Origin of the sequence: Acetobacterium wieringae, from assembly GCF_026646375.1 — a bacterium.
GTDB classification, from domain to species: Bacteria; Bacillota; Clostridia; order Eubacteriales; family Eubacteriaceae; genus Acetobacterium; species Acetobacterium wieringae_A.
In genome coordinates this window covers 1-6066 of the sequence record NZ_JAIPPU010000037.1, presented here as the reverse complement: position 1 = coordinate 6066, position 6066 = coordinate 1, and the positions used below count along the sequence as shown (strand labels likewise).

The window sequence follows — 6066 nt, the reverse complement described above, 5'->3', positions numbered from 1 at the left end:
TAATGGGTAATTTTTACCGTTTATTTTGGGAAGTTTCAAAACGATATTGACACAGAAGCGACAGATATAAAGCAAGTTCAGGGATTTGGGATAACCATACCGCTTGAGTTTTTACCTGCAACAACCCAATTTGACGGAAAAAGCATGTTTGAAATTACCGACAATATTATTGTAGCTCGAATTTCAGAGCTAATATCCTTTTCATCACAAACGGGTACAAGGACGTTTGAGAACAACGTACTCAACTCTATTAAAAGCGCAGAATTAGTAAAAATGGATATTCCTTTTTCACGACTCACGAAGTCGAAAGACGTGGTAGGTGCCGCAAGAGGTTATATTCACGAAGGTAAAGGTGTAGCAGCACAAGCAAATTTAACTAAAGTTGATATGACGAAAGTTACAAAAGCTACCACCATTGCTAATGGTGTGGCAAATGTAATGAACGTTGGTTCTTTGGTCGTCGGGCAGTATTATATGTCCGAGATAAGTTCTAAATTAGAAACTATAACGAAGAGTATAGACAAAATTGGAGATTTTCAAGACAGAGAATTTAAGAGCCGTATTTTATCTGTGCTTACCCTTGTTGGAGAAATTTCGCAATTCAGTTCTGAAATTATGGAAAACGATGAGCAAAGAATTTTAAAGCTTGCGACATTAGAGAATTTAAAGGCTACAGCGACTGAACTACTCGGACAAGTTAACATTACAATATCTGATATTACGCAAAAGACACAGAGACCAGATTTTAAAGAGTATCAATTTAAAGTTGATGATTTTCAGAAACTTTTGGGATATCAGAATGCTCTGATTACGATCATGGAGGAGATTAGCAAATTGACGTATTTGTTAGGTAAAGGTTCAATCTCAACTGAGAGAAGCTATTCTACATTTAATAAGTATCTCAAACAGTCAGTTCAAACAAGAAATCTCCTTGGACAATGGCACGATAGTCAGTCCAACTCATTACGTATCGATTTAGAGAAAGAACGAATAACGAAGGCTGGTTTGGAAGCTGTGGTTTCTGCAATACCTAGCTTGTTTGATGATAAATTTAAATATAACGAACTCAGCCAAAGCCTTGTAAGCGAAATAAGCACCCAAACAAAAAATATCCCCGAAAGGCCAGTCGAACCGAAACAAATCTACGATAATGATGTGGAAATCATAATAAAGGAAGGTAAGTTTTACTATCTGAACGAATCGTCTATCAGTGTCTAAGAGACAGGCGAGTGGTCTATTTAGTTAGTTTGCGTTTTATAAGCTTAGCGTGAGGTCAATTTAGATGTATTTCGGTTTTCCTCGGGTTGTTTGTTCAGGGTAGATATTTTATGGGAAGGAGAAAAAGTATGGAGTGGATACAAGTAGTCATTAACGTGGTACTTACTATTTTATTAGGGTTGTTCATAAAAAATTACCTGCCCTCATATATGGACGAAAAAGGAAAGAACCTTGCGACTAAAGAGGATATTCAAGAAATAACAAGAAAAACCGAAGAAGTCCAAAAAGAATTCAAAGAAGGGTTTGAATATTTTTCTTCAGATTTGAGGTTTAAGTATGATTTTTATCATAAGCAGTATTCTGAATTATATAGTAAGATTTATGCAATTGTTATTCAGTCAGAATATGTAAGACGCTTTATTCAAATCACAAAAGGGCAGGAACATTCTTTTGAAGAAATACCATTCTTTGAAGTCACCCCAACGCAGAGAGTTAATCAGCAGCTAAAATTGGAAGTGGGAAAACCAGTGGCATTCAGTCAAAGTTCTGAAGAAATAGAAACTCCTATATCACAATTTAATAAAAGACAGCTGTGTGATTATATAATCGAGAATGGTGAATACGCTACGCAGGAACTACTTAAAATAGCTGTTTCATATCGTTTTGCCTACAGCCACTACGAAGGTAATCCTGAGGTAAAAAATTCTTCTTGCGCAGATGCTGCCAATGATGAAGAGTTTAGATTGATTCGAGATATGGTTTGCTGCATTGTTAAAGAATATAATTATTTTAGGAAAGAACTAAAGATGAACTACAATCATTCTGAGCTTGAATCAGGTATTCCACAGTTGTAATATGCTGAAAACAAGAGACGTTTCAAAAATTGTGTAAACCTTGTGGTTGATGTAGAATAAATACATTAGCCAGGAGGTTTTTATTATGGCAAGAAGAAACGGTAAAGGGCAATAAATGATATGCTGATTCCTGGCGGAGACTGTAAATAATTTTGTGTCAGAGTAGAATGACCTTCCAGATTAATGGTAAAATAAAATTAATCTGGGAGGATTTTTATTATGGCAAGACAACGAAAACTGACCAAAGAATGACAAGAACTAATTAAGCAGCTGCTGGCAACATATCAACCAGAGGATGCAGGAGATGTTCAGGATATGCTGAAAGATCTACTGGGTGATACCCTTCAGGGAATGCTGGAAGCGGAAATGGAAAATGAACTCGGCTATTCACGTTATGATTATGCCAACAAGGAAACAGACAATCGACGAAACGGATTCAGTAAAAAAACAGTAACTTTTTCGATGGGAGATCTGACCATCGATATTCCAAGAGATCGAGATGGTGAATTCGAGCCACAGGTGGTAAAAAAGCATCAGACGGACATCTCAACGATAGAGGATCAGGTTCTGTCAATGTATGCAAAAGGAATGACAACTCGGGATATCACCGAACATCTGCAGAATGTTTACGGGGTGGATGCTTCACCCACGATGATTTCAAAAATGACGGATAAGATTCTGCCCATTGCCAAAGAATGGCAAAATCGCCCATTGGCCAATAAGTACGCGATTGTATTTATGGATGCGATTCATTACAATGTCCGTCAAGACAATACTGTTATTAAAAAGGCCGTTTATATTGCGATTGGCACTCGGCTGGATGGTACGAAAGAAGTCATGGGTATGTGGGTCGGTGGCAACGAGAGTGCTGAATACTGGCTGGGCGTATTAAATGAAATCAAGAATCGTGGAACAGAAGATATCCTGATTGTCTCCGTTGATGGGCTATCCGGTTTTGGCGATGCCATTCATGCGGTCTTTCCCAATTCGGAGATTCAGCGCTGTATCATTCATCAGATCCGTTATTCCACTCGTTTTGTTTCATACAAAGACATCAAACCATTTTTGTCCGATCTGAAATTGGTTTACCAGGCGGCTACGGAAGATGTCGCTTTGCAGCAGCTGGATGCACTGGAAAACAAATGGGGAAAGAAATATCCCAGTTCGATCCGCTCGTGGCAGAATAACTGGGCAGATTTGTCCACTTATTTCAAATATCCGCCGGAATTGAGAAAGTTGATTTATACGACCAACGCAATTGAAAACTTTAACCGGCAGCTCAGAAAAGTGACCAAGTCAAAATCAATTTTTCCGACAGATGATGCCCTCTTTAAAATGCTTTATCTGGCTATGACGGATATCACTAAAAAATGGAACGGCAGACCAAGAGACTGGTCGAAAATTTTGGAACAGCTTTTAACTTATTTTGAAGGCCGAATCAGCCTCGTCGACGTCGAATAGGCCCGTCCATCTCAAAGGCTGCCAATATTGATTATTGACAGCCTTTGAATCATGGGGCAAAAATAGACTTGAAATTTAATCTGCACATCTGTTTTTCATTTTAATATTTTCCATTAACCTGGAATTCGCAAGAGCACAAAATAATTTACACTACCCTTGAAAAATTTTGCAGATCAATTCATTTTTATATCATTATATAGGTCGATTATAGCATTAAATTTCTATTATTAATATTCATCACCATACCTCTTTTCCAGAATGCTTTTTAAGTTCTTAATTTCTTTCTCCAAGTCTTTAATCCGCTTGCTTTGTGCTTCAATAATAACATCTTTATTTGCATCAGACATTTCACGCTTAACCTGCTTTGGAGAAGACAATCCGGCTTGTTGATTTCTAAGCGTATTAATACGGTCAAAATAGTGATCATAAAGGTATTTTTTTGAAACATTGGATCTTTCAGCAATGCTGTTGAAAGAGATTTTCTCTTTATTTTTCACAAGTTGTTGTATTGTTTTATCAACTCGTTCCTGACACTCTTTAGCTCTTTTTTCTCTGAATTCAGCTAAGCCCTTTGTATTTCTTTTGTGATCTCCAGTCATTGATTTTCTCTTTCCTCTCCAGTATATTCTCTACCTTTTTTTTCTGCTTTATGACGAATTTTACCGTTTTTTAAAATAGCCAAGATATCTTCGTAATGGTGCTTAATATCTTTGTTTTTTTCAGCCCAAATTTCTTGCCCTAGCTTTTCTGCGCGTTCGATCAAAACTTTTAATTCCTCTATTTCATGTTCATATGCGGGAATGAAATCAGGTGTAGTACAAAGATTGCGACAAGTTAGACAAGGATTCATTTGAGTACAACATTCCTGACTAGACGGTTTCATGCAATAACCTAAAGGTGTCCTGACTGCATCGAGATTGTGACGAATATATTCCCATTCGATGAGATCTTCGTTTTCAATTTTTGAGATTTCTATTTTTTTCATTTTACCGAGCTTATCAATTTTAAATAATCCATCTTTGCATTTTTCTTTCCACTCCTCACGCAATTTTTCATCTAAGATTTTTGCATAAAAAAGCGTCGAAGCTGATGATTTATGAGCAAACCATTTTTGAACAAGTTGGAGATCCATTCCGTTGTTAACCAGTGATACGCCTTTTGTGTGCCTAAATGCATGATTGTTAAAATGAAATGTGTTACCCTTGTTATCTGTGATATTATAAACTTCAGCAAGCTTATTAAGTGCTCTGTTTATTGCTCCAGATGTAGGGCAAAGTCCTTTTCTTGTTCCTGAATATCGAACGAATAACAGGTGATTAGGATTGTTGTCATCTGTACTTTTTGCTTTAGTTTCCTCAATAACAATTGATACAACATGTTGAATTTCATCAGTAATCGGGACACGGTGATTCAGAACTTGCGTTTTTTCTATATCCCCACACAAGTACCATCCTTGTGTTGTTTTTTCTAAACAGGTATCATAGCGCAAATTGAAAATATCAGATATACGCCACCCGCTCGCTCGCAATAGAATAACGACCGGGATGTACTCAGGTGGATAGAGGTTTTCCAAGTTTTTATCTAATTGCCTTAGCACGTCTTCGGGTATATGTTTCATATTTTCATAATTTCTGACAACTCGTTTGGGAATATCTTCTTTGAAAATCAAATGTGAACTCGGCTTTTCTGGTGCTTCATCACATTCAGAACGTTCAATATATTCGAGAAATGCTTTTAATTGAATTAAATTTCTTTGTGCTACCGTAGTTGTGCCTTCTGAATATTCATGTACAAAGCAGATATAATCTTCCATATGTTTTCGTGTTAACTTCGTTAAATCGTTCCATTTTGGTTCTTTTTCATTGATATAGTTGAAAAAAGTTCTAAGACTTGCGATTATGCTCTGACAAGTGGCCTGCGAGAGATTTGTCATTTTGAATGAAACATATCTCTTTGCCAAATTTCGAAAAACTAATGCAATTGAGGAAAAATTTAGTTTGTATGAAGAAGCAGTATTAGTCAGTTTATTAAAACTGGGTATATTTCGGCTATCCCATACGTCTTTTTCGTATTCATTTCGCATATCATAGAAATCGATGAAAAAAGAGTGTAACGCATTCACAAAACTCATATGTTTTGAATCAGAAAACTGGTCTTTATCATTTATTTTAAAGCCTTTATTGACAAGAAATAGCTTCCACTGCGAGATAAATCTGTCCCACTGAAGTTCAATGACGCTATTGATTTTGGGATAAAATTTATTAAGGAATTCTGCATAGCTTTTGAACTTGCCGCTATAACTCCTAATTGTACCTAATGATATTTCTTGATTGATCAACTTCTGTGCAAACATATATTTGATCTCGCTTTTGATTGAATCACTAAAGTATGTGAATTTGATATTGGTTTTTTCTCCTTTTTTGATCATTTTCTCATTAGGGCGTAAATCATCAAAAAAGGAATTTTTTATACTCCAAATATGATGTACACAAGAGGTTGGACACAGAAACCTAAAAATAAGTTATAATAATAG

5 protein-coding genes are annotated in these 6066 nt (G+C 36.2%); 3 read left to right on the top strand and 2 right to left on the bottom strand.

What is annotated here, in order from left to right; translation table 11 throughout:
• The first annotated feature begins 144 nt into the window (after positions 1–144).
• From Q7P33_RS17700 to Q7P33_RS17690, 3 genes are all read left to right on the top strand, one after another.
• Positions 145–1218 carry a topoisomerase IV gene (locus tag Q7P33_RS17700; RefSeq protein WP_303872071.1) on the top strand — a complete coding sequence of 358 codons (1074 nt, stop codon included), beginning with the start codon at positions 145–147 and terminating at the stop codon, positions 1216–1218.
• Between the two features lie 128 nt (positions 1219–1346).
• Complete coding sequence (locus tag Q7P33_RS17695; protein WP_250934589.1) at positions 1347–2072, top strand: hypothetical protein; 726 nt, start codon at positions 1347–1349, stop codon at positions 2070–2072.
• Positions 2073–2333: 261 nt separating this feature from the next.
• Entirely contained in the window at positions 2334–3533 is a 1200-nt protein-coding gene (locus tag Q7P33_RS17690) for an IS256 family transposase (RefSeq protein WP_303872072.1), read from the top strand.
• Between the two features lie 227 nt (positions 3534–3760).
• On the opposite strand, the gene Q7P33_RS17685 is transcribed toward Q7P33_RS17690, so the two are convergent.
• On the bottom strand, positions 3761–4132 hold the full coding sequence (locus tag Q7P33_RS17685) for a DUF6262 family protein (RefSeq protein ID WP_250934590.1): 372 nt from the start codon (positions 4130–4132) through the stop codon (positions 3761–3763).
• Entirely contained in the window at positions 4129–5961 is a 1833-nt protein-coding gene (locus tag Q7P33_RS17680; protein ID WP_303872070.1) for a tyrosine-type recombinase/integrase, read from the bottom strand. Before Q7P33_RS17680 ends, Q7P33_RS17685 begins: the two co-directional genes overlap by 4 nt.
• Positions 5962–6066: the final 105 nt, after the last annotated feature.